Source organism: Deinococcus cellulosilyticus NBRC 106333 = KACC 11606 (genome assembly GCF_007990775.1).
Lineage (GTDB): Bacteria > Deinococcota > Deinococci > Deinococcales > Deinococcaceae > Deinococcus_C > Deinococcus_C cellulosilyticus.
Map to the genome: position 1 here is coordinate 59,952 of NZ_BJXB01000027.1, position 19,510 is coordinate 79,461.

Sequence of the window (19,510 nt, forward strand, 5' to 3'; positions counted from 1 at the left end):
GCATGAGGGTTGCCCTGTGGTACGCACAGCCCTTCTCCATTGCCCATGCGACAATAAAAGCATCCAGGGAGGTTCCATGAAACCCATTCACACCTTATTTGCTTTCTTTGCCTTCACAAATCTGACCCATGCACAGCAGGTGCTGGACCAGAGCCAGGTCATTGCGTCCGGTCAGGAAAGCCAGATGCTGGGTGCCCTCAGAAAAGACCATCAGGTGCGAGGGTATCCTTTGCAGGTGGTGACTTCGGAGCGGTCAGCTGTGCAGCTCTGGAACGGCTGGAACCTGAATGCCTTTCAGAAGCAGTACGCGGTGCAACTCAGTTACAATCCTGTGCTGAAAAAAGCCCATGTGAAACTGGGCAGCAGGGTTTCAGGAGATGCATCAGCCTGGTCGGTGCTGATCACCACAAGCTTCCAGAACCGTGAGTATGTGCGGGGGGTGCAGACCCTGCTGGAGGGTCTGAAGGTCCGCAATCCCCTTCCTGCGCCACAATCAAATTACGTGACAGATTTCGCAGGGGTGCTGGATGCCCAGACACGCAAAACCCTGAACCACCATCTGGCCCAGATGGAAAAGCAGACGAATCTGGAAGGCACAGTGGTGGTGCTGCCTTCCCTGAAAACCTATGGAGCACAGACGGTGGAGTCTTTTGCACTGGACCTCTTCAACCGCTGGGGAGTGGGTGATCCGCGCTGGAACCGGGGGTTCATGCTGCTGGTGTCCATGGAGGACCGCAAGATCCGCATTCAGCTGGGCAAAGGATATGGAACAGCCCTGAACGCCTCCACGAAAGCCCTGATCCAGAACACCATCGCTCCGAACTTCAAGGCAGGCAGATATCAGAGAGGGATTCAGGACGGCACCCTGCAATTGATCCAGCTTGTGAAGAGGCATGTGAACAGGGTGGTCCCCACACAAAGTTTTGGAGGGTCTCAGACAGCAAACCTCTCCACTGACCGTCCACAAAACAGCCCGTCCATGTCCTGGTGGGAGATGCAGGTGTGGAATTTCCGCAATTTCATGAATGAACTGGAACAGGTGACGGGAGGCATCAACTGGTGGATTCTGGTGCCCATCCTGTTCCCTCTGCTGGCAATCGTGATCGGAATCATCGTTGTGGTCAGTGTCATGCGTTCCGCCCTGCGCGGAGGCCCTTTGCCCCCTTCTCGCAGGTCAGGATTCCGGCACAGCCACCACCATCACCACCATGGTCACTCTGGTGCTTACGATGACGATGAAGCCAGACGGGCCTTCATGGCTGGAGCAGCAGCCAGCACAGTGACCAGCACCTGGGACTCCTCGAGCAGCAGTTTGGATTCCTCAAGCAGCAGTTCAGACAGTTTTTCCGGGGGCAGTTCGGACAGTTCCAGCGGTTCCAGCGGAGACTGGTGAACTCCCCTCCTGGGCGGACAGGAGGGGGTCAGAAAATGAATTGTCAGAGGTGCATGGCACCAAAGCAGAAAGGCGTCATCACTTCATCTTGCAGATGGAAACCTCGTACTGTCCCGAGATGTCCGGGCGGTAGAAGTTCAACTGGATCTCCTGAATGGGTTGTGGTCGGGCAAGCTGCAGGTAGAATTCACCGTTGTTGGGAATGCGCCATGTGCGGCTCTGCTGCATGTTCATCACGTCAGTGCCGTAATCCAGGCCGAGCTGGAAATCGGTGGCTTTCAGATCGCTGAAGTTCAGTTTCAGGGCACTGCCAGGTTCGATTTTCAGGTTGTCTGGCAGGGCGATGGTGGTGCGACTTTTCAGGTCCCCCTGGCCTTTGTAGGTCACCTGATCGCTGCATCCTCCACGTGCCAGGGGGATCATGCGCCACAGGGCCCAGACGTTGCTGAGTTCACCCATGTAGAAGTTGTTTTCCCACACGATGACTTTTGGCTTGTGGTTTTTGTAGCTGTCGGACATCAGGTAGGATTCCATCGCTCCAAATGACATCCCGCCTTCCACGGCAGCATTCAGCACATCGGTCTGCAGCTCAAATTTCAGGGCTTCCGGGAAGGTGTCATCGGTGGTGAATTCCCGGCGGTGGCTGAAACTGGTTCCGAGCAGCACCACATCCGGCTCATCTCCAGAGAGCAGGTCCCCTTCGGTTTTGGGAACGGCGGTGTAGACGTTGATGGTTTCGTCCGGGAAGGTGGTGTTGCAGATGTTGTTGGCCATGCGGGCATAGCTGCCGTTGTTGCCCAGGGGCTTGCTCTCCAGCGTGTATTCGGTTTTCTGCATTTCTGCATAAGCGGGCAGTTTCTTGATCTCAGCGGCGATGAGGCCTGCCACATGTTTTGCCGCCTCGGTGGTCCAGTGGTGGTCGGTTTTCTGGAAGTAGGGACCCTGGGTGTATTTGAAGCCGTCTTCCAGCAGGTTGGGTGCAATGATTCCGATTTCGTTCAGTTCATCATGCAGGTCTGCATAGGTGTTGCGGATGCGGTCCGCATTGAAAGGCACCAGACGCTCCATATCGAGGTGCTGCTGGGAGAGCAGCAGCCGGGATGGCACATCCACGATGACCAGTTGAATGCCCTGCGCCTTGAAGGTCTCAGAGAGCTCCCGGAGGACTTCTTTGCTGTAGTTCAGGGTTGAACCTGTGGAGTAATCCCCACGGCCAAAAAGCCAGCCGTCTTTTCCCTGACCGGCCAGCATGGCCCAGGTGTCTTCGGGCCGGTAACTGGACTCTTGCAGGGCAGCAGCGCAGAGGGTCAGGTTCTGCTGGGCGCAGGCAGCACTGCCGAGCAGAAAGGTGAGGATGGAGAGGGTGCGTTTCAATGCATGCATGGAGACCTCCAGGGTGCACTCCCTGAACAGAGCGTGTGCTAAAACAGTGTACTGAAGCTGGTTTTTGCTTTGATTTCTTCAAGTATGAAAGATGAAACATGTTGAAAATGAGGTGATCCTGCCTAGATTCTCATCTTTATCGCTTCACGATATAGGTTTTCTATACATATGTGCCGGTGTCCTTCTGCTGTTCTTGTAGATGTGACACTTTCTGCTGCTGCCAGACGTGCTAATTTAACAGATGATGATGTACGACCTGATCATAGTCGGTGCGGGACCCGTCGGGCTTGCCGCAGCCATCGAAGCCAAGAGAGCCGGACTGAATTACGCTGTCCTCGACAAGGGGTGCGTGGTCAATGCCATCTTCGACTACCCCACCTACATGACCTTCTTCACCACCTCGCCTGAACTCGAGATTGGTGGACACCCCATGGTGACCGCCCGAGAGAAACCGGACCGCAAAGAAGCCCTGAACTACTACCGTCTGGTGGCCCAGCGTGAAAACCTCAATGTGCTGCAATATCACGAGGTGACCCGCATTCACCCTGCCCCCGCAGGACACACTGTGCTGGTGAACAAAAAAGATGGCAGTCAGGGGGTTTTTGAGACCCGCAAGGTGCTGGTCGCCACCGGATACTACGACAACCCTCTGCACCTCGGCATTCCTGGCGAGGACTCCGAAAACGTCTCCCACTATTACACCGAGGCCCACCCGTTCTGGGGCCTGAAAGTCACCGTGATCGGGGCAGGCAACAGTGCAGCAGACGCAGCCCTTGACCTCTGGCGTGGTGGGGCAAAAGTGACCATGGTGGTGCGTGCGCCTCAGCTCAAAAACACCATCAAATACTGGGTGAAACCCGACCTCGAAAACCGCATCAAGGAAGGCTCCATCACCGCCCACTTCAATTCACGGGTGATCGAGATTCTGGAAGACCGTGTGATTGTGGAAAGTGAAGAGGGCACCTGGGAACTGGAAACCGACTTCACCTTTGCCCTCACCGGATACCGACCCAACATCGACCTGCTCAGGGAAGCAGGGGTGAGCCTCAATGAGGACCTGATGGCCGACCTCGATGAAAACTACGAGTCCAACGTGCCCGGCCTCTTTGTGTGCGGCAGCGCTGGATTCGGCATTCACACCAACAAGGTCTTCATCGAGAATGGGCGTTTTCATGCCGAAATTGCCATGCGCGAAGTGATCCGTCAGCTGCAGAGCGTGCCACAGTAACCCATCAGATGTTCAGAGCATCCCTGGATGTCCAGGGATGCTCTGATTTGAGCTCAGGTCAGGGCTTCTGCCTGCCGGGCTTCGGTCCTGAAATCTTCGGGAACCCGCAGAGCAGCAGCAATGGCATGGATCTCCTCACGGTCCCCATCCACTTCCCGGTAGGAGAGCATCCACTGGTCCTGCAAAACCAGATCCCGCACCGGCCAGATTTCTTTGATGGTGCCTGACTGCAGGGCATGGGTGCACAGAAACTCGGGAAGCACCGCCAGACCGTACCCCAGTTCCACACTGCGCAACACTGTTCTCAGGTCAGGGACGGTCAGGACAAACTGGCCCTCGAAGCGCGAACCGAAATGCTGCAGGAGCCTGCGGTGCATGGGGGCATCCATGCTGTAATTGACCCAGGGCTGCCCATTCAGCCAGGCTCCGAGTTCTTCCGGGGAGGTTTCAGGATCAGGATTCTCCCAGTGGGAGGGGCCCACCAGCAGAAAGCGCTTTTTGGACAGCACCTGAAAATGGGTGGATTTCTGGGTGGGTTTCACCGTGGTCAGGGCCACATCCAGGGTCCCCATCTCCAGCTGATTGAGCAGGTCGCGACCATAACCAAAACGCACCGTAAAATTCACCCCCAGACCCTGCAGGCGGTCCAGCACGTAAGCATGAAAGTATTCGGCAGGGGCCCCCAGTCGGATGGTTGGGAGGGTGGTGGTGGTGCGCCGGATGCCCCTTGAAATGCGTTCCAGTTTGTCGATGGCCTCAAAGACCTGGGCGTAGAGGGCCTCGCCTTTCTCGGTGGCAAGCATCCCCCTCGGGGTGCGCACGAAGAGGGGAACCCCTACAGCATCTTCCAGCAGGGCCAGTTGCTGGCTGACAGCAGGCTGGGTCAGGTTGCGCAGTTTTGCTGCACCAGACACCGAACCTGCGCGGTACACCGCAATGAAGTTCCTGTACCATTCCATCTGTGACATGCAGGCCTCCTGAAGGAAAGCTGGCCTCAAGGCAGGCCATTAGCAATGATTATACCCGGCATTCAAAAATGCTATTTGCCTTATGGGGCCTTTTTGGACAGAATGACTCCAGAACAACAGATTTCATCTGCGCATGCCGGAGAAAAACTTCTGCATGCTGGGAGGTATTGCATGAAAAACATTCTGATTTCTGCCCTGATGCTCCTTTCGGGTGCCTTTGCCCAGAGCACCTTCACCGTCACCAGCCCTTCCCTGACTGAAGGGGGCACCTTGCCTCTCGATCAGGTGTTCAACGATTGGGGTTGCCCCGGCAAGAACATTTCCCCCGAGCTGAGCTGGAGCGGTACACCAGAAGGCACAAAAAGTTTCGCTGTGACCGCCTATGACCCGGATGCCCCCACCGGAAGTGGCTGGTGGCACTGGCTGGTCTTCAACATCCCCGCAGAGACAAACACCCTGCCTGCAGGCGCGGGTGGGGCCCAGAAAGACCTCTTGCCCAAAGGTGCAGTGCAGAGCCTCACCGACTTTGGTCAACCCGGCTATGGTGGAGCCTGCCCTCCTGCAGGAGCCCCTCACCGCTACGTGTTCACGGTGTTTGCCCTGAAGACCAGCAACCTGGGCCTTGGTGAGAACACCATGCCTGCCACCGTGGGCTTCAATCTGAACAGCAATGCGCTGGCAAAAGCCTCCATCACCGTGACCTACGGCAGATGAAGGAAGGCCCCAGAGACCCTGGCGAGACCAGGGTCTTTTTGTTTTCAGAAACGTGTGAAATCAGCTCGTCCCCTCTGCAGCAACTTCTTACAGTGTTGAAAAGGAGTGTTTATGGTGCTGAGAGAAGGAATGCTGCTGTTTTACCAGGACCACCTGGTGGGCAAGATCGAGCAGATCGAAGATGGACTGGTCAAATTCCGCACGGAAGAACGGCTGGAAGAATACTGGATCGACCAGGACCTCATTGAAACCGTGGAGCAGGATGCCCACCTGAAGCTGAGCCTGGACGACCTGAACGGTCAGGGTCTCCTGAGGCCAGGACGCAGAAAAGGCACAGACACCACCCCCAATGACTGAAGGTGGTGTCTGTTTTGCAGACAAGATCAGCGTTTTTTCTTGCCCTCTGAACGCTTGAAGGTCACCGTTTCCAGAACAAAATCCACCCGCTCGGTTTCCCAGCCCTGTCGGGTCCAGCCCTGAATGTGCTGGTATTTGGGCATGGACCAGAAGGGACGCAACGTGCGGGCCGCAAAGGGCAATTTGAAGCCCAGCAACCTCTCGATCTGCTCAAAACTGAGCTTGCAGGTGGCTTCCTGCTGCTGGGAAAGAAATTGCCCGATGGGTGAATAATCTGCGGAGCTTTTGCTCATCGGGTGCGCATCTGAATCAGGGCCTTCAAAGACCGAGTTTCTGGTTCAAGAGGTCCCGCACGATTTCAGGTTTGGCCTTGCCGCCCATCTCTTTCATGATGGGACCGAAAAGGGCATTCACGGCCTTGGCGTTGCCTGCCTGCACTTTTGCGACCACATCCGGGTTGAGGTCCAGAATTTTCTGGATGGCGGCCTCAATGGCTGCGGTGTCCGTCACGACGGCCAGACCGCGTTCTTTGACCAGCACATCAGGGTCTGCTCCTTCCATCACCTCTGGCAGGAGTTCCTTGGCCATTTTTCCGCTGATGGTGCCTGCATCGATGAGTTTCACCAGTTTGACCAGCAGCTCAGGGGTGAGTTTCGATTCGCTGATGTCGATGATGCGGGCGGCCAGCCATCCAGCCACATCCGTCAGCAGCCAGTTGACCACCTTCTGGGCCTCACCTGTGTAGGTTTTGAGGGCCTCATCCAGGAAGCGGCTGAGGGTCACGCTTTCAGAGATCACCCGGGCATCGGCTTCTTTGACCGCGAGGGCCACATAGCGTTCAAACTTCTGCTGGGGCACCTCGGGCATTCTGGCCCGCACCTCATCGATCCATTCCTTTGTGATGTTCAGCGGGGGGAGGTCCGGCTCGGGGAAGTAACGGTAATCGGCTTCCCCTTCCTTGGTGCGCATCACGAAGGTTTTCTGACCCCCATCGTCCCAGCCCATGGTGTCCTGGGAGATCCTGCCCCCGTTGGCCAGAACGCGGGTCTGGCGCTCGATTTCGTACTCCAGGGCACGTTGCACGCTCTTGAAGGAGTTGAGGTTCTTGACCTCCACCTTGGTGCCCAGAGGCTCACCCGGGCGGCGCACCGACACGTTCACGTCGCAGCGCATCTTGCCTTCTTCAGGGTTGGCATCACTGACCCCCAGAGACTGGGCAATGGAACGGATCATGTTGAGGAAATCCCTGGCCTGCTCCGGACTCTTGATGTCGGGCTCGGTGACCATCTCGATCAGGGCCATGCCCGCCCGGTTCAGGTCCAGCAGACTGTAATTGGTGTACGCAGGGTGAATGAGTTTCCCGGCGTCGTCTTCCAGGTGGGCACGGGTGATCCCGATGCGCTCTCCGTTCACCTCCACCCAGCCATTCCGGGCGATGGGACGGTCATACTGGGAGATCTGGTAGTTTTTCGGGGCATCTGGATAGAAGTAATTCTTGCGGTGGAACTGGGTGAACCCCTCCACATCACAGTTGAGGGCCAGACCAAACATGATGGCTTTCTCGACCGCCTCCCGGTTGAGGGTGGGCAGCGTTCCCGGCAGACCAAGGGTGAGGGGGTCCGTGAAGGTGTTCGGCCCCTCCCCGAAATATTCTCCACTGCACGCACTGAAAATCTTGCTTCTGGTTTTCAGGTGCAGGTGCACTTCCAGACCAATCACCGCTTCATACATGACAGGCATTATAGCAAGGGTGTTTTCTGGCAAGGAGGGCTTTCCTAGAGGGCCTCTCAGGGACATTTGCAGCACGAAAAAAGCGCACAATGAAAGCACCCAAGGAGGCACGTATGACCCGCATCATGGTCCCCACGGATTTCTCTGCCAGTGCCCACAAGGCGCTCAAACTGGCCCGCGAGATGGTCCCGGACGCCCGCATCAAACTGGTGCACGTCTTTGATGCCAGTGCGGCGTTCTCCCCTTACGTTGATGCCCTCTCTCCGGCCTACATCCTGGAAGAAACCCAGGACCGCATCAAGGAAGCCGCGCTTGAAAACCTCAAAGGCATCCAGGCCGAAGGAGAAGACATCCTCTTCGTGATGGGCCGCCCTGCCGATGAGATCCTCAAAGCCGCAAAAGACTTCGCCGCCGATTACATCTTCATGGGCACCCACGGACGCAAAGGCCTCAGCCACTTCTTCTTTGGCAGTGTCGCCGAAGCCGTGGTCCGGGCATCCCCCATCCCCGTGATGATCGTGCGCGACCCCGAATAGCCTGCATCAGCATCACCCATCCCTTCTTGGAAGCGGGGAATTCGCCCCGCTTCCATTTTTTCTCTGTGGAATAAGAGCAGTTTTGACCTCGAAGAAAGAACGCGGTATAATTCTCACCCGAAAGCGCCCGTAGCTCAGACGGATAGAGCGAGGCACTCCTAAGGCTTAGGTCACAGGTTCGACTCCTGTCGGGCGCACCAGAACCCCCCCAGTGAAATGCTCGCTGGGGTTTTTTAATTTTGTCTGCTCAGGACGTGCCTGATTCACTCCTAAGGAATTGCTTTTTAGGGTCACAGGTTCGACTCCTGTCGGGTGCACCAGAACCCCCCCCAGTGAAATGCTCGCTGGGGGTTTTTAGATCCTTGCTCAGGACGTGCCTGATTCACTCCTAAGGAATTGCTTTTTGGGGTCACAGGTTCGACTCCTGTCGGGCGCACCAGAACCTCCCCAGTAAAATGTCGCTGGGGGTTTTTCCCCTGAAAATTTTTTCAGCTCCATGCGAAACAAATTGCGTCTTCCCTTTATGACCTTGAGCATTCCATAATGAAGTCAGCAGGTGGATTGTCCCTCTGTTGCCTTGCCCGATTGTCCCTGATGTCGGGTGAGGGGCATGGCCGTGCAGACACGTCACATATCGCGGGATGAATGCATGAACACCGAGACCTCTTCCTTTCAGGACCTTCAGGCGCTGGAGATGTTGCAGGCGGTGCCTCTGCCTGCCTGGATGCTTTCTGCGGACCGGAAGCACTGGGTGTGCAACGACCTGTGGCTGGAGGCTTTCCCCTCAGGGTGGGATGGCTGGCTGACGCTGCTTCCGTCTGCAGATCAGGCGAGGGTGCACAGGACGCTGGAAGCAGGTCTGGAGGGCACAGAGAAATTTTCCCTGCAGCGGTTGTTTTTTCCAGACAGCCCGGGTCGGGCATGGAAGGGTGTGTTCTCTCCGGTGCAGTCTGTGGGGCACCTGACAGGCTGGCTTGTGGTGTTCAGTGAGGACCAGCAGGAGGAATTGCAGACCCTGAGGGCTGTGGTGAACAGTGTGCCGCTGGGCATTTCTTTCACGGACCGGGATTTGCGGTTTCGAATGATCAATCCTCACATGGGACAGCACACCATCTACCCTGTGGATGCCTATCTGGGACGCACCTTCAGTGAAGTCTACCAGGGGCACTACCCTGAGGTGGAAGAGGAGTTCCGACAGGTTCTGCATGGTGGGAAGTCCCTGTTCAATGTTGAATACACTGCGACTGGAGCAGATGGTGTTTCCCGTGACCTGCAACGCAGCCATTTTGCGGTGCGAGATGATGCCGGAGAGATCCTCGGGGTGGGTTCTCTGCTGCAGGACATCACCGACAAGAAACGGGCAGAGCGGCAGGTGCAGGACAGCCAGCGGTTTGCGGAGCGGATCGCGGACACCACCCCCGCACTCATTGTGATCCGGGAAGTTGAGACGCTCCGACTGGTGTATGCCAATGCCGCCATGACCGAGATGCTGGGGTACAGCCTTCAGGAGACGGAGGACATGAACCGTGAGCAGCTCTTCAGTTCGCTCCACCCAGATGAACTTGAGGCAGCCCATGCCCATGCAGAGAACATTCGCAATCTCCCAGATGGACAGAGCCTGGAAAGGGAATACCGCGTCAGGCACAAAGATGGCTCGTGGCACTGGTTTTATGCCCGGACCACAGTCTTTGCCAGGGATGCAGCGGGTCAGGCCACCATGACCCTCAGCGTGAACCTCGACATCACCGAGCGCAAGAACATCGAGCAGCAGCTCAAGGAGAGCGAAAGGCGTTTTCAGCTGGTGGCAGATCAGGCCCCGGTGATGATCTTCATGGCGAGTCCAGACCAGAGCTGCACCTTCCTGAACAGAAGCTGGCTGGACTTCACTGGACGCACACCGGAACAGGATCTGGGATTTGGCTGGGTTCAGTCCATCCATCCGGATGACCTGGAGCACTGCCTGCAGGTGACCCGTGAAGCGCACGAGAAACGCATTCCCTTTGACCTGGAGATGCGGGTTCGCAGGTTTGACGGGGTGTGGCGCTGGGTGGTGAACCGGGGCATCCCCAGACTCACCCCGGAAGGTGAATTCAGGGGGTTCATCGGGGCGCTGATTGACATTGATGACCGCAAAAAGGCCGAATCCGCACTGGTTCAGAGCGAGATGCTCACCCGCCAGTTGATGGAAGCCCAGCAGCGTTTCCTGGCAGACGCCTCCCATGAACTGAGGACCCCTCTGTCCAGCATCCAGGGAAACAGCGAACTGCTGATGCGCTACACCCACCTGCCCGAAGATGAGAAGAAGGAAATCCTGACGGACATCTACCGGGAAACGGCACGCCTGGGCCGTCTGGTCAGTGACCTCCTGCAACTCGCCAGAGGGGACAGCGGTCTGGGCATCCGCGAAACCGAAGTTCCTCTGCACGAGGTGGTGCTGGACGTCTGGCGGGATCTGGAGCGCATGAAACCCGATCACCGGTTCGGGTTGCAGCAGGTGGATGAGATCACCCTGATGGGAGACCATGACCGCCTGAAACAACTGGCCCTGATTCTTCTTGAAAACGCTGCCAAATACACCCCGAAAGGGGGCACCATCCAGATGGCTCTGATGCGGGCAGGTGAAGAGGCAGAACTCTGTGTCTCAGACACCGGAGTGGGCATCAGCAAGGAAGACCTCCCCAGGGTCTTTGAGCGTTTCTTCCGGGCAGATGCTGCCCGTTCACTTGGGGAAGACCCGGGAGGAACAGGTCTGGGACTCTCCATCGCACGCTGGATCACCGAGCAGCACGAAGGCACGATCACCCTGGAAAGTGAGCTGGGTGTGGGCACCACTGCCCGGGTGAGGTTACCCATTCGTGCACTGGAAGCCTGAGTTTTATTTTTTGAATTGAATTTTGCCCTGAGGCCCCGTCACAGAGGCCTGGTTTCCCCGAACTCCAGTGGCCTGAATGGTGTAGGTGGTCTTGTTTTTGACAATCTGGCATTTTGCGACTTCCGGAGGCTGCTTCTGGTTGTTGGGGATGCGGTTGCAGGCCCCGAGGGCACCCTCGAGGGTTTTCCCGCTGGACAGCCAGAACTCCAGATTCAGCTGTGTCTGTCGCACATAGGCCTGCAGGTAGGTGTCCTGCAGGAACTGGTAGGTCATGCGAATCAGGCTCACATTCACCCCGGAGTTCTTCTGGCGGATGCCCTGACTGGTTGCGGTGTATTTCTGCCCAGTCTTGCTGACCCCGGTGACCCGGAAGCCCTTGCCAGAGGGGTCCAGACCCAGTTCACAGGTTTTCACACTGGCAGGAACGCGGCTGTTTCCTGGCAGGGCCTTGCAGGCCAGAGGGAAAGAGAGGCTTTTCCCTGCCGCTGCCTGGTCCTCAGCCATCACCAGGGAGGTCAGGGCGTACTGCTTCAGGTCAGTGTTGCCCTGTGCCCCTGCAGCCCCAGCCAGCAGCACCAGCAGGATCAGGGATGCAGTGCGTGCCATGCGTTCAGGATCTCCCGGATGCGTTCTTTTGACAGTCCCTCTTTGAAGGCCTCATCAGGCTGGGTTTTTGCCCAGGTCACCATGTCCTCCACCACTTCAGGCAGGGGAGAGGAGGGCATGCCGTTCAGTTTTGCCTTTCTGTCGCTCACGCTCAGCATCCCGATGAACTCAGGCTGCTCAGGGAGCCAGATGGGCAGGTCCATCCACGGGCGCACCCCCTGCTCCAGCAGGAAGTTGCCATCCACCCAGGTGAGGGGAGCATCCGTTCCCGCCTGTTGCACAATCTCGCGCAGCACCTCGCCCCACAGCTCAGGTTCACGGACGGTGTTGAAGGTGCCATAAATCTGGTTTTCTACAGTGTGCACCGCAAAATCTGCAATGTCTTTTACGAAGACAAACTGCACTGGACTGACGGGTTTGTTTGGAGCAATCATCTCATCTCCTTCCAGAGCACGCTTGACCCAGAACGGAAAACGGAAGGTCAGGTCCCGGCCCCCCACCACCAGACCCAGCCTCAGGATGGTGTGCTTCTCGCCCCACAGTTCTGCCAGGGTGCGTTCACACAGCACCTTCAGACCACCGTAAGTTTCTCCGGTGACCTCCTCGGTGTCTTTGTTTTCCAGTTCGATGACCGGGCTCTCCTCAGTGATCGGGACCTCTGCACTGTCGGAATACACCGAGATGGTGGACACCAGAACGTAATGCTCCACCCTTCCCTTCAAAACCTCGACAATCTGCCGGACCTGCCTGGGAACGTAGGCATTCACATCAATCACAGCGTCCCAGCTTCTGCCCTGCAATGCAGACAGATCGGTGTTGCGGTCTCCCACAAGCTGTTCCACTTCTGCAGGAAGGTCGGTGTTGCTGCGACCCCGGTTGAAAACACTGACCTGATGCCCTGCTTTCAGCAGGCTGTGCACGATGTACCAGCCAACAAAACGACTTCCTCCGAGGACCAGAACGTTCATGATGTCTCCTTTGTGGGTGCTGCCTTTGAATGCGGCTGTGAATCTGTTTGTGCACATCTTAACTGGCTTTGCTGAGAAACAGGGGAGGCAGAATTGCTTAGATGTAAGGTCGGCCTGCCCTCCCTGACACGCTAGGCTGATGGTACTCTCACTGTTCCGATTCAGGGACAACCATCGGGGCCACCTGTGGCTTTCAGCAAAGGAACACACATGTCCGGACTTCTTGAAAAATACCGCCAGTACTTGCCCGTCAATGAAAATACCCCCCTCCTGAGCCTGCACGAGGGCAACACCCCTCTGATTCACGCCACCCACCTCTCCAAGCGCCTCGGGGTCGAACTGTACCTGAAGTACGAAGGTCTGAACCCCACGGGCTCTTTCAAGGACCGTGGCATGGTGATGGCGGTGGCCAAGGCCCTGGAGGACGGTTCCAGAAGCATCATCTGTGCTTCCACCGGGAACACCTCTGCTGCTGCTGCTGCCTACGCCACCCGCAGTGGCCTGCGCTGCATTGTGCTGATTCCCAACGGGAACATTGCGCTTGGCAAACTGGCCCAGGCGATGGTGTACGGTGCAGAGATCATTGCCATTGAAGGCAACTTCGATGAGGCGCTCGATCTGGTGCGTGAAATCAGTGCGGTGGAGCCCATCACCCTGGTGAACTCGGTGAACCCTTTCCGTCTGGAAGGACAGAAGACCGCAGCTTTCGAAGTGGTGGATGTGCTGGGCGATGCTCCTGACGTGCTCGCCATTCCTGTGGGGAACGCAGGCAACATCTCTGCCTATTGGAAGGGTTTCAAGGAGTACAAAGAGGCCGGAAAGAACCAGAACCTGCCCCGCATGTTTGGTTTTCAGGCTGCAGGTGCGGCCCCTCTGGTGCTCGGCCACAAGGTGGACAACCCCGAAACCATTGCAACTGCCATTCGCATTGGCAACCCTGCATCTGCACACTTTGCAAGGGCTGCTGTGGAAGAGTCGGGCGGCCTCTTTGACAGTGTGACCGACGATGAAATCCTGGAAGCCTACCGCCAGATTGCCCTGGAAGGCGTGTTCTGTGAGCCTGCCAGTGCAGCCAGTGTCGCGGGCATCCTGAAACTCGAGAGCCAGGGCCGTCTGGAAGAGCTGAAAGGCAAACGCATCGTGTGCGTGCTGACCGGCAACGGTCTCAAAGACCCCAACACCGCCATCAAGGCCGTGAATGCCCAGCCTGTGGTGGTCAAGGCCGACCTCGAAAGCGTGATGAGGGTCATCAAGCAAAAGTAACCTACTTGATGACCAGCAATTCAGGGGCGGGCCATGGGCTCGCCCTCTGGTCCATCCAGACATCCACCTTGATGCAACCCTGAGGACATATCATGGAAAGCAATGTTTTGCCCAACCATTCCCCACAGAGGACGACCATGCCCCCCGTGATCATTGAAGTCAGAGCTCCTGCCAGCAGTGCGAACCTGGGACCTGGCTTTGACTGCGTGGGAATCAGTTTTGCCCTGTACACCACCGTGCGTGTGACCCCCCAGGATGTTCTGGAGATCGTGCCCATCGGCAAGGACCTTGAAGGCACCCCCACAGATGAGACCAACATCGTGTATCAGGCGATGCTGGCCCTCGCCCAGACGGCAGGCCTGACGTTGCCTCCGGTGCGTCTGGAAATTGAGAGTGGCATTCCCCTGGCAAGGGGCCTGGGAAGCAGTGCTGCTGCACTCGTTGCCGGAATGGTGGCCGCAAATGAACTGCTGGGTCGCCCCTTAGACACCCAGGGTCTGTTTGATCTGGCCAGCCGTCTGGAGGGCCACCCGGACAATGCAGGGGCTTCCCTGGTCGGAGGGGCCGTGGTGGCCACTTTCGATGGGCAGACGGCAAAATACCTGCGTTTTCAACTCCCCTCCAGCCTGAGGGCACTTCTGGTGGTGCCGCAATATGCTCTGGAAACCTCGAAAGCCAGGGGGGTCCTGCCAGACTCGTACTCACGCAGTGACATGGTGTTCCAGCTGTCCCACGCTGCCCTGCTTGCCGCCGGACTGGCAAGTGGCAACCTGACGGTCTTCAAAGAGGCCATGCGCGACAGGCTGCACCAGCCTTACCGTGCTGCTCTGGTTCCAGGCCTGCTGGAACTGCTGGAAGGGGCTCCAGAACATGGTGCCCTGGGTGCTGCCCTGAGTGGCGCAGGCCCCAGCGTGCTGTGCTTCTACGAGGAAAACACCGATCTCTCTGGTCTGAAAGCCTTCCTGACAGGCGTGCTGGAGCAACATGGCATTGCTGCCCTGCTGGAAGAACTTCCGCTCGACAACGCAGGGGTCCAGATCGAAACCCGCTGAAAGCCTTTTGAGAAAAATGCATATGAAGGGCAGAGGATGGATGTTCTCTGCCCTTCTTGCTTGAGGTTGTGCCTGGAGCATCCATGAACTGCTGATGGCTGACTGCTTTCCAGGGAACCTTCACACAGGGTTTTCTGCACTACACAAACGCATTTATTCCGCTATACTGATACGCGTATGCGTCAAATCGTTGTTGGCACACGCGGCAGCGCACTCGCACTCGCACAGACGCGCCAGATCGTCGCCCGCCTCAAAGAAGAATGGCCCGAGATTGAATTCCGGATTCAGACCATCACCACCCGGGGTGATCGGGAACAGGGCGCACTCAAAGGCGACAAGGGATTCTTCACCAAGGAGATTGAAGAAGCCCTGCTGGCAAATCGCATCGACATTGCCGTGCACAGCCTGAAAGACCTTCCCACCGAAAATCCAGAAGGCCTGGAAATCGCAAGCATCCCCCGCCGGGTGGATGCCCGTGATGCCCTGGTGGGACGTCCTGGCATGAAATCCCTCAAAGACCTCCCTCAGGGTGCGATTGTCGGCACCAGCAGCACCCGCCGCAAGGCCCTGCTGAAAGCCTACCGCCCTGATCTTGAAATCCGTGACCTGCGTGGCAACGTGGACACCCGTCTGGCCGCCCTGGGCCGGGGTGAGTACGACGCCATCGTGCTTGCTTCTGCTGGCCTGATCCGCATGGATCTCAGAAACCGCATTGATGAGTTCCTCGATGTTGCCATCATGCTGCCTGCTCCTGGTCAGGGTGCACTGGCCCTGCAGACCCGGGCAGACGATGACCTCGTCATCGAAACCGCCTACTCGATCAACGATGCAGACACCGATGACCGCATCACCGCAGAACGTGCCTTCCTGCATGCCATTGGCATGGGATGCATGGCTCCGGTGGGTGCCCTCGCCACCATCGAAAAAGGCATCCTGAAACTGGAAGGGGCCATTGCCGCTCCAGATGGCAGCACCGTGATTCGCGCCTCCATCGATGGGGACCCTGAAGAATGCGAAGCCCTCGGGGAAGAACTCGCAGAAGGCATGATGCAGCAGGGTGCAAAGGACCTGGTCAAGTAAAGCCTTGCCTCAAGCCAGAACACCTCCTGAATCAGGAGGTGTTTTTGTTTTCATGTTCGCAAAAATGTGAATTTGCGTGCTCTGGACGCTTTCTGTCACTTCTGGAGTTGGTACGGGTCTTCTGTCTGTGGCCCTCCCGGGGGGGTATGTTAAGATCGTTGAGGTTCAGCCCTGATAGACAGATGTGCTTCAGGGTTCGGTTGGCACGTTAAAATCTTGCTTTAGGAGGCAACAATGCTCGTTACTGGTTCTGAAATTCTGGTTCCCGCCCGTGAAGGCAAGTACGGTGTGGGTGCGTTCAACACCAACGACCTGGAAATCACCCAGGCCATCATTCACACTGCCGAAAGACTGCGCAGCCCGGTGATTGTGCAGATCTCTGAAGGTGCCCTCAAATACGGCGGCAAGGACCTCGTCAATGTGGTGATCGACCTCGCCACCCGCGCCACCGTGCCCGTGGCACTGCACCTTGACCACGGCTCCAGCTACGAAAGCGCCCTCAAGGCCATCAGCCTGGGCTTCACCAGTGTGATGATCGACGCCAGTCACCACGGCTTCGAAGAGAACGCCCACGAAACCCGTCGTGTGGTGGAAGCGGCCCACGCCATGGGTGTGACCGTGGAGGCCGAAATTGGCCGCCTCGGGGGCATCGAGGAGCACATCGTGGTGAGCGAGGAAGACGCTTTCCTCACCAACCCCGAAGAAGCCCAGAAGTTCGTGGAAGCCACTGGCGTGGACTACCTCGCCATTGCCATCGGCACCTCCCACGGCGCTTACAAAGGCAAAGGCCGTCCTTTCATTGACCATGCCCGCATTGAGAAGTGCGCCCAATTGCTCAGCATTCCTCTGGTGGCCCACGGCTCCAGCGGCGTTCCTGCCTACATCGTTGAGCGTCTGCGTGCTGCAGGCGGCGTGATCGGTGACGCTTTCGGCATCGCTGACGAAGACCTCCAGCAGGCCACCCAGCACGGCATCGCCAAGGTCAACGTGGACACCGACCTGCGTCTGGCCTTCACCGTGGGTGTGCGCGAAGCCCTCGCCAAGAACCCCAAAGAGTTCGACCCCCGCAAGATCCTCGGCCCAGCCCGTGATCTGATGGGTGAACTCGTGGAGCACAAGATGCGCGTGCTCGGGTCTGTTGGCAAAGCCTGATTTTGCTCAGGAATGGAAGACCCCGCAAAAGCGGGGTTTTTTCATCAAAAGTCCACTCTGGGTTCTGGACGCCAAAAAGATCCTGTCCTTTTTGAGACCAGCAGAGATGGGATGACGGGCATTCTGCTTTTCCGTACACTGTGGTCATGCAATCATGGAAAGTGCCAGAATCCCTTGATTCTCCTGGTGGTGGGTGAATTGCACTGAAAACTTTGTATGGGTGGTTCTGACATCCCTGGGTAGATTCACCAAAAAGAACCTCAGGGCAAAACCCTGGGTTCTTTCAGTAGGTTTTTACATGCTGACGCTGCGGTCCTTGGAACAGTTCATGAGGCCCCCCCAGCCATTTTGCTGCCATCGGTTTCAGGACAATTTCTTTTGGGACAGGCACAGTGGTTGAAGGCGGGTTTGAAGACGGAGGATAAGGGCTGAAAAGGATGGAACACTGCATACGATAAGACTTGCCAGAACCCAGTACTGTTTTTGTGAAGCGTTTCATATTTTCCTTCGGACATCATCGTGATAGTGGGAGTCTACCATGAATTTAGGGCAGCAAGTAAATCTACTTAGACAACGTCTTGAAGAGATGTTGCCCGGTTACACAATCGAAAGTGATATCCAGTTGTGTGAGTTTTTTACTGAGTATCAGCTTGGTGTGGATGTATATATGGAACTTCCTGCACCCAGTGGTGTGGATGAGAGATGGGTGGCACTCTGTTTCATGGCCTGTGGACAAAGAGAGCGTGCGTTGGAACATTTCCTAAAATCGATCGCTTCTGGTCATGAGATGGCGCGGATTGATCTGGTGCGGCTATTTGGAATTCTGGGCAGATATGATGAAGCAGTGGAAGAATTAAGGATCTTATCACCTGAAGATTTGCAGGGTTACAATCAGGCCTTTTGGTACAGAAATCGATCCTTTATTCATTCCCTCCGGGGAGATAATACGAGTGCTCTTGCCGATATGAATACTGCCTGGAAAATTATTCAAGGAGTGCCAGAATTTAGATTTGTGGCCCCAAAAATTCTGGTTGGACTTACTGAGGCGTATAATTATGAAGGAAATAAAGAAAAAGCACTATATTATATTGGACGTGCTGAAGAAATGGCGCTCGGTAATATAAAATGGTCTGTTTTGATGACAAAGGCGCAACTGCTTTTTGCGGTAGGAAAATGGGATGCTGTTCATGAGGTGTGTGTATATATTAAATCTAAGAGTGGAATACTGCAACATGAAATCTTTTCATGTTTTATGCTGGGACAGGTAGCCCTGGTAAAAAATAACCTTACTATGGCTGAGGATTGGTTTCTGGAGGCTTTAGATATTTCCAAAAAACATTTATTTGAAGGGTTTGAGTTTATCTTGCATGGATACTTAAGCTCGATTTATAAACTTCAAAAGCAAAATTTGAAAGCCAAAAAAGCGATAAATCGCATGCAAAAAATGGTATCTACTCCACTGAGTGAAAACATATATAAAATGAGAAAAACTTATATTGATCTGGATGAGTTAAATGCTGCAAATGGATTAGATATTTTATTACAAATTCTAGAATTCAGAAAAAACGAGAAAGATCTAGATGAGACTGTTCGTATTTATATTCATTTGTGTAATTTTTGCTTAAGACACAATTTGAATCTACTCGATGAATATATTAAAATAATGCTGGAAATGATGATAAAAGATGATTCTCTTTATGTAGCTTTTGATGAATGGATATTTTTCCCAGAGTTATATGAGTATGTGCAAAGGAAATATGATAAAATCCTTCCAGAATATAATAGTATTATTTATATTTATAGTATAGATAGAGAAGATATTGTCCTTCGTGAGCAGATTATGAAAATTCCTCTATCGAAAACTTTTGAATTGATTGTTTATCTTTTGTGTCATGGAGAATCCAGTCTTGCATCTATACTAACTGACGTTTTTGTGGACATGGATACGCAGAAAGCAAAAAACTATTTTCATCAAATACGGCATATTTTGGCATCAAAGAATCATGTTATTCAGATTGTTTTTGATAAAACCTCAAAACGATATAGGATTAAATCGGCTCATCCTATCGTATGGGATTTACAGGATTATTTGCAAGGCAAACATAAAATGAGTGGCATCTTCCTCCCTTCCAGTGGCAGCGACTGGGTGATTGAACTCAACCAGCGGCTCAGCGAATAAAAGTCTGGTGTGCTGTGTCTGTGACGGG

17 protein-coding genes and 1 tRNA gene are annotated in these 19,510 nt (G+C 55.4%); 12 read left to right on the plus strand and 6 right to left on the minus strand.

Annotation, left to right across the window (positions count from 1 at the left end):
* Positions 1-76 precede the first annotated feature (76 nt).
* Positions 77-1,393, plus strand: coding sequence for a TPM domain-containing protein (locus tag DC3_RS23100; protein ID WP_186816205.1), 1,317 nt, complete (start codon positions 77-79; stop codon positions 1,391-1,393).
* Positions 1,394-1,471: 78 nt separating this feature from the next.
* Here DC3_RS23100 and DC3_RS23105 read toward each other — a convergent pair whose 3' ends face one another.
* Positions 1,472-2,776 carry an alginate O-acetyltransferase AlgX-related protein gene (locus DC3_RS23105; protein ID WP_146888929.1) on the minus strand — a complete coding sequence of 435 codons (1,305 nt, stop codon included), beginning with the start codon at positions 2,774-2,776 and terminating at the stop codon, positions 1,472-1,474.
* 247 nt (positions 2,777-3,023) lie between these two features.
* Between DC3_RS23105 and DC3_RS23110 the strand changes: the two genes are divergently transcribed.
* Entirely contained in the window at positions 3,024-4,004 is a 981-nt protein-coding gene (locus DC3_RS23110; RefSeq protein ID WP_186816209.1) for a YpdA family putative bacillithiol disulfide reductase, read from the plus strand.
* 53 nt (positions 4,005-4,057) lie between these two features.
* On the opposite strand, the gene DC3_RS23115 is transcribed toward DC3_RS23110, so the two are convergent.
* Complete coding sequence (locus DC3_RS23115; RefSeq protein ID WP_146888935.1) at positions 4,058-4,972, minus strand: LysR family transcriptional regulator; 915 nt, start codon at positions 4,970-4,972, stop codon at positions 4,058-4,060.
* 171 nt (positions 4,973-5,143) lie between these two features.
* On the opposite strand from DC3_RS23115, the gene DC3_RS23120 reads away from it, so the two are divergent.
* A complete protein-coding gene (locus DC3_RS23120) occupies positions 5,144-5,686 on the plus strand; it encodes a YbhB/YbcL family Raf kinase inhibitor-like protein (protein WP_146888938.1) in 543 nt (180 codons plus the stop codon).
* Between the two features lie 111 nt (positions 5,687-5,797).
* The gene (locus DC3_RS23125) at positions 5,798-6,043 is read left to right on the plus strand and encodes a hypothetical protein (RefSeq protein ID WP_146888941.1); all 246 of its coding nucleotides are present in this window, start codon (positions 5,798-5,800) and stop codon (positions 6,041-6,043) included.
* A 26-nt stretch (positions 6,044-6,069) separates the two neighbouring features.
* Here DC3_RS23125 and DC3_RS23130 read toward each other — a convergent pair whose 3' ends face one another.
* Together DC3_RS23130 and gatB are read right to left on the minus strand one after the other, a co-directional pair.
* Positions 6,070-6,336 carry a DUF7662 domain-containing protein gene (locus DC3_RS23130; RefSeq protein WP_146888944.1) on the minus strand — a complete coding sequence of 89 codons (267 nt, stop codon included), beginning with the start codon at positions 6,334-6,336 and terminating at the stop codon, positions 6,070-6,072.
* A 25-nt stretch (positions 6,337-6,361) separates the two neighbouring features.
* The gene (gatB, locus tag DC3_RS23135; protein WP_146888947.1) at positions 6,362-7,774 is read right to left on the minus strand and encodes an Asp-tRNA(Asn)/Glu-tRNA(Gln) amidotransferase subunit GatB; all 1,413 of its coding nucleotides are present in this window, start codon (positions 7,772-7,774) and stop codon (positions 6,362-6,364) included.
* A gap of 113 nt (positions 7,775-7,887) precedes the next feature.
* Between gatB and DC3_RS23140 the strand changes: the two genes are divergently transcribed.
* From DC3_RS23140 to DC3_RS23150, 3 genes are all read left to right on the plus strand, one after another.
* A complete protein-coding gene (locus tag DC3_RS23140) occupies positions 7,888-8,310 on the plus strand; it encodes a universal stress protein (RefSeq protein WP_186816206.1) in 423 nt (140 codons plus the stop codon).
* A gap of 123 nt (positions 8,311-8,433) precedes the next feature.
* A tRNA-Arg gene (locus DC3_RS23145) sits at positions 8,434-8,510 on the plus strand.
* A gap of 449 nt (positions 8,511-8,959) precedes the next feature.
* Positions 8,960-11,182, plus strand: coding sequence for a PAS domain-containing sensor histidine kinase (locus tag DC3_RS23150; protein WP_186816207.1), 2,223 nt, complete (start codon positions 8,960-8,962; stop codon positions 11,180-11,182).
* A gap of 3 nt (positions 11,183-11,185) precedes the next feature.
* Here the strand turns inward: DC3_RS23150 and DC3_RS23155 are convergent, their stop codons facing one another.
* Both DC3_RS23155 and DC3_RS23160 read right to left on the minus strand, forming a co-directional pair.
* Positions 11,186-11,788 (minus strand): hypothetical protein, encoded by a 603-nt coding sequence (locus DC3_RS23155; RefSeq protein WP_146888955.1) that lies wholly within the window; start codon positions 11,786-11,788, stop codon positions 11,186-11,188.
* A complete protein-coding gene (locus DC3_RS23160) occupies positions 11,767-12,756 on the minus strand; it encodes an NAD-dependent epimerase/dehydratase family protein (RefSeq protein WP_186816208.1) in 990 nt (329 codons plus the stop codon). Before DC3_RS23160 ends, DC3_RS23155 begins: the two co-directional genes overlap by 22 nt.
* Positions 12,757-12,966: 210 nt before the next feature.
* Between DC3_RS23160 and thrC the strand changes: the two genes are divergently transcribed.
* The 5 genes from thrC to DC3_RS23185 all read left to right on the plus strand — a co-directional run bounded on the left by thrC (position 12,967) and on the right by DC3_RS23185 (position 19,482).
* Positions 12,967-14,019, plus strand: a complete 1,053-nt coding sequence (thrC, locus tag DC3_RS23165) for a threonine synthase (RefSeq protein WP_146888961.1) — start codon at positions 12,967-12,969, stop codon at positions 14,017-14,019.
* A 137-nt stretch (positions 14,020-14,156) separates the two neighbouring features.
* Complete coding sequence (gene thrB / locus DC3_RS23170; RefSeq protein WP_146888964.1) at positions 14,157-15,071, plus strand: homoserine kinase; 915 nt, start codon at positions 14,157-14,159, stop codon at positions 15,069-15,071.
* Between the two features lie 177 nt (positions 15,072-15,248).
* Positions 15,249-16,151, plus strand: coding sequence for a hydroxymethylbilane synthase (gene hemC, locus DC3_RS23175; protein ID WP_146888966.1), 903 nt, complete (start codon positions 15,249-15,251; stop codon positions 16,149-16,151).
* A gap of 234 nt (positions 16,152-16,385) precedes the next feature.
* A complete protein-coding gene (gene fba, locus DC3_RS23180) occupies positions 16,386-17,303 on the plus strand; it encodes a class II fructose-1,6-bisphosphate aldolase (protein WP_146888969.1) in 918 nt (305 codons plus the stop codon).
* A 538-nt stretch (positions 17,304-17,841) separates the two neighbouring features.
* Entirely contained in the window at positions 17,842-19,482 is a 1,641-nt protein-coding gene (locus tag DC3_RS23185; RefSeq protein ID WP_146888972.1) for a tetratricopeptide repeat protein, read from the plus strand.
* Positions 19,483-19,510 lie beyond the last annotated feature (28 nt).

Bases quoted from the DNA above. Each gene is read 5' to 3' on its own strand.
- DC3_RS23100 (WP_186816205.1), top strand. From the start codon at position 77: ATGAAACCCATTCACACCTTATTTGCTTTCTTTGCCTTCACAAATCTG.
- DC3_RS23105 (WP_146888929.1), bottom strand. From the start codon at position 2,776: ATGCATGCATTGAAACGCACCCTCTCCATCCTCACCTTTCTGCTCGGC.
- DC3_RS23110 (WP_186816209.1), top strand. From the start codon at position 3,024: ATGTACGACCTGATCATAGTCGGTGCGGGACCCGTCGGGCTTGCCGCA.
- DC3_RS23115 (WP_146888935.1), bottom strand. From the start codon at position 4,972: ATGTCACAGATGGAATGGTACAGGAACTTCATTGCGGTGTACCGCGCA.
- DC3_RS23120 (WP_146888938.1), top strand. From the start codon at position 5,144: ATGAAAAACATTCTGATTTCTGCCCTGATGCTCCTTTCGGGTGCCTTT.
- DC3_RS23125 (WP_146888941.1), top strand. From the start codon at position 5,798: ATGGTGCTGAGAGAAGGAATGCTGCTGTTTTACCAGGACCACCTGGTG.
- DC3_RS23130 (WP_146888944.1), bottom strand. From the start codon at position 6,336: ATGAGCAAAAGCTCCGCAGATTATTCACCCATCGGGCAATTTCTTTCC.
- gatB (WP_146888947.1), bottom strand. From the start codon at position 7,774: ATGTATGAAGCGGTGATTGGTCTGGAAGTGCACCTGCACCTGAAAACC.
- DC3_RS23140 (WP_186816206.1), top strand. From the start codon at position 7,888: ATGACCCGCATCATGGTCCCCACGGATTTCTCTGCCAGTGCCCACAAG.
- DC3_RS23150 (WP_186816207.1), top strand. From the start codon at position 8,960: ATGAACACCGAGACCTCTTCCTTTCAGGACCTTCAGGCGCTGGAGATG.
- DC3_RS23155 (WP_146888955.1), bottom strand. From the start codon at position 11,788: ATGGCACGCACTGCATCCCTGATCCTGCTGGTGCTGCTGGCTGGGGCT.
- DC3_RS23160 (WP_186816208.1), bottom strand. From the start codon at position 12,756: ATGAACGTTCTGGTCCTCGGAGGAAGTCGTTTTGTTGGCTGGTACATC.
- thrC (WP_146888961.1), top strand. From the start codon at position 12,967: ATGTCCGGACTTCTTGAAAAATACCGCCAGTACTTGCCCGTCAATGAA.
- thrB (WP_146888964.1), top strand. From the start codon at position 14,157: ATGCCCCCCGTGATCATTGAAGTCAGAGCTCCTGCCAGCAGTGCGAAC.
- hemC (WP_146888966.1), top strand. From the start codon at position 15,249: ATGCGTCAAATCGTTGTTGGCACACGCGGCAGCGCACTCGCACTCGCA.
- fba (WP_146888969.1), top strand. From the start codon at position 16,386: ATGCTCGTTACTGGTTCTGAAATTCTGGTTCCCGCCCGTGAAGGCAAG.
- DC3_RS23185 (WP_146888972.1), top strand. From the start codon at position 17,842: ATGAATTTAGGGCAGCAAGTAAATCTACTTAGACAACGTCTTGAAGAG.